At 42.4% G+C, this 3,240-nt stretch carries 2 protein-coding genes; both read left to right on the forward strand.

From position 1 onward, the window contains the following. A partial coding sequence (locus VN429_RS05995; RefSeq protein WP_325630915.1) for a methyl-accepting chemotaxis protein occupies positions 1 to 2,788 on the forward strand: 2,788 nt, incomplete at its 5' end. 117 nt (positions 2,789 to 2,905) lie between these two features. Next, a partial coding sequence (locus tag VN429_RS06000) for a hypothetical protein (protein WP_325630917.1) occupies positions 2,906 to 3,240 on the forward strand: 335 nt, incomplete at its 3' end.

Raw genomic sequence — 3,240 nt, forward strand, 5'->3', positions numbered from 1 at the left:
TGAATATGAAGGACCATTCCTCCTCGAAGAGAGAAACCTCATTAATTCACTCGCTGAGATGCTCAAGACATTTATCGACCGTAAAGAGAATGAGCAACTTCTTGGTGTCAGGATGCATGACCTTGGTGAGAGAGTAAAAGAGCAGAAATTATTTTACTCAACTGCATCTCTCATTCAGGACGATACCAAGGATATTCCGGAAGTACTCCAGAAGATATCTGAACTTATCCCACCAGGATGGCAGTACCCGGAGATTACAGCGGCACAAATTGCCTACGGGGGAAATTTTGCGAAAACGCAAAATTATCAGGAAACACTCTGGAAGCAGAAAGCCAAATTTAAAACCCAGTCAGGTGGAGAAGGAGCCATATCTGTCGTATACCTGTCAGAGCAGAAACATGAATATGAAGGACCATTCCTCCTCGAAGAGAGGAACCTCATTAATTCACTTGCTGAGATGCTCAAGACATTTATCGACCGTAAAGAGAATGAGCATCTCCTTGCTATCAGGATGCATGACCTTGGAGAGAGAGTAAAAGAGCAGAAACTTTTTTATTCAACTGCATCTCTCATTCAGGATGATACCAAGGATATCCCGGAAGTACTCCAGAGGATATCAGAACTAATTCCTCCAGGATGGCAGTACCCGGAGATTACTGCTGCACAAATAACATATGGAGGAAACGTCGCAAAGACAACAACCTATTTTGATACCAGATGGAAACAGGATGCTATTTTCAAAACCAGAACAGGAAAAGAAGGCGTTATTTCTGTTGTATACCTCAAGGAGTGTCGGGATGAATACGAAGGACCTTTCCTTCTTGAGGAACGTAATCTCATCAACTCACTTGCTGAGATGCTCAAAACATTTATCGATCGTAAAGAGAATGAGCAGGAACTTGCAACTAGGATGCATGACCTCGGAGAAAGGGTTAAAGAACAGAAACTATTCTATTCAACTGCATCCCTTATTCAGGACGATACTAAGGAAGTACCAGAGGTACTTCACAAGATAGCAGAACTTATTCCACCAGGATGGCAGTTCCCGGAGATTACAGCAGCACAAATATCTTATGGTCATGAGCAGGCAAAGACCTACAATTTCATAGACACGAGGTGGAGACAGGATGCAAAGTTCAGAACCAAAGGGGGTACTGAAGGATTAATATCTGTCGTCTATCTAAAGGAATGCCCAAATGAACAGGAAGGACCATTCCTTATTGAAGAGAGAAACCTCATTAATTCACTCGCTGAGATGCTCAAAACGTATCTTGACCGCAAGGAAGGAGAGCAGGAACTGGCAGAACTGGAGCATCTCAATAATTCAATTGTACAGCAACTTCCAATGCCCATTCTCTTGGTTGATGAATCTCAACATATACTGGTCACCAATGATTCATACATTAATTTAACAGGTTTCACACGAGAACAATTGCTTGGAACCAACCCATGTGAGCTAAAAGTATTAGAACATACTGGAACCGGATTTCGTGATCTCATCTCCACCCAGCGGCCTACCTACGGCGAACTGACAATACAATTTCCGATTGGGATGCGAACTCTTGAGCAATACGGCATCCCCATCTTTAACCGATCAGGAACTTTGGAAAATTACCTGATTGTGTATAATGATATCACTACGCGAAAGGAGAAAGAACATGAGGTCTCCTCCCTTCTAGGGGATGCCAAGAGTAAATCAGATGCACTCGCAAAGAGTGCAGAAGATCTTGAAGATGCAATGTCAAAGATGGCAGGGGGAGATCTAACCAGGATTACTTCAATATCTTCTGAGGATCCACTCGCAAGAATCAAAGAAGACTATAACACTGCACTCGCAGCTATCAATACAGTCTTATCCGAACTTGAGGGATCAATATCTAGCCTTTCGGATACCGCTGGAAAAACTATAAACAGAACTGATTCTATCAGAACGATAATCACCACTGTTTTTGAACGTGTTCAGGGATCCACGGCAGGAGCCAGAGAACAAATGAATCAGGCTCTTCATATGTCTGAGGAGGTCAAAACCCTCTCATATTCTGTTGAAGAAATTGGAAATACCGTTGAAAATCTAATGGGTCAGGCAGAACTGGCATCAAAGCAGGGAGAAGAAGCAAAACTTCTTGGTGGTGAGGCAGAGAGAAAGATGTCATCAGTTGGAGAGATCAGTGCAAAAAGCATGGATCAGATCACCGAACTGAACACCCAGATGCTTGAGATCAATAAAATAGTACGGATGATTTCTGATATATCAAGCCAGACCAATCTCCTTGCACTTAATGCAGCTATAGAAGCAGCAAGAGCAGGAGAGCATGGAAGAGGATTTGCGGTAGTTGCTCAAGAAGTCAAGAATCTTGCCGGTCAATCTAAAATTGCCACCGGACATATTGAAGAGCTCATCCACTCAATCCAGAAAAGTTCTGGTGAGACCGTGGAATCTATACAGCTCCAATACAAAGAAATCCAGTCAGGAATAGAAAGTGTGAGCCAGACAATAAATGCTCTAGGAAGCATTTCTAAAGTAGTTGGGGAGATTGCTGAAGAAATGGCCAATATTACTCATTCAACCAGTGAAGAGCGTGAACTTATGGAGCAGGTGATGAGTGGTATCACTGTGCTCAGCAAGGAAAGTTCTGAAAACCTGGAACGAATGGTTGAGGTCTCTGCACGTGTAGAAGAGGCTAACATATCAACTTCAGAGATAGCCAGATCATCGCATGATATCGCTGACCTAGCCAGCAGGCTCCGTGTTCAGGCTGACAGGTTCACACTTCAGCAGAATAGATAATTTATTCTTTCTCTTTTCCTGCTCACAGGCACAAGAAATATAGACTCGCAATCCCTACATTCGATAATGCACAGATCGATGTGGTCTTTCTCACTTATTTCTTTGCTATTGGTATGTATGGTGATTCTTCCAGCCAGCGCCGCGGACACTCTCTCTGGTGATGATGAAAAATTTATCACAGATGTAACAAAAGAAGGACTTCCATTACTGAGTTCAATCCCTGATATTATGAAGGATGGATTTTTCAATGGTAATGAATCCACACTTCAGACAGTAAATAAGACACAAACAGAGAAAATTAATACCTTTGTTAAAAAGGTCAATGAGTATAAACTATCAGAGAAGGTCACCCCTGTTCGGAATCAGTATATTAACACAACAGAATTGTTCAAGACTGATCTGACTGAGTACTCGACCCTTACCAACTCCTGTGGCTCATGTGTTGCCAAAAT

Origin of the sequence: Methanospirillum sp. (assembly GCF_035560735.1) — an archaeon.
Lineage (GTDB): Archaea > Halobacteriota > Methanomicrobia > Methanomicrobiales > Methanospirillaceae > Methanospirillum.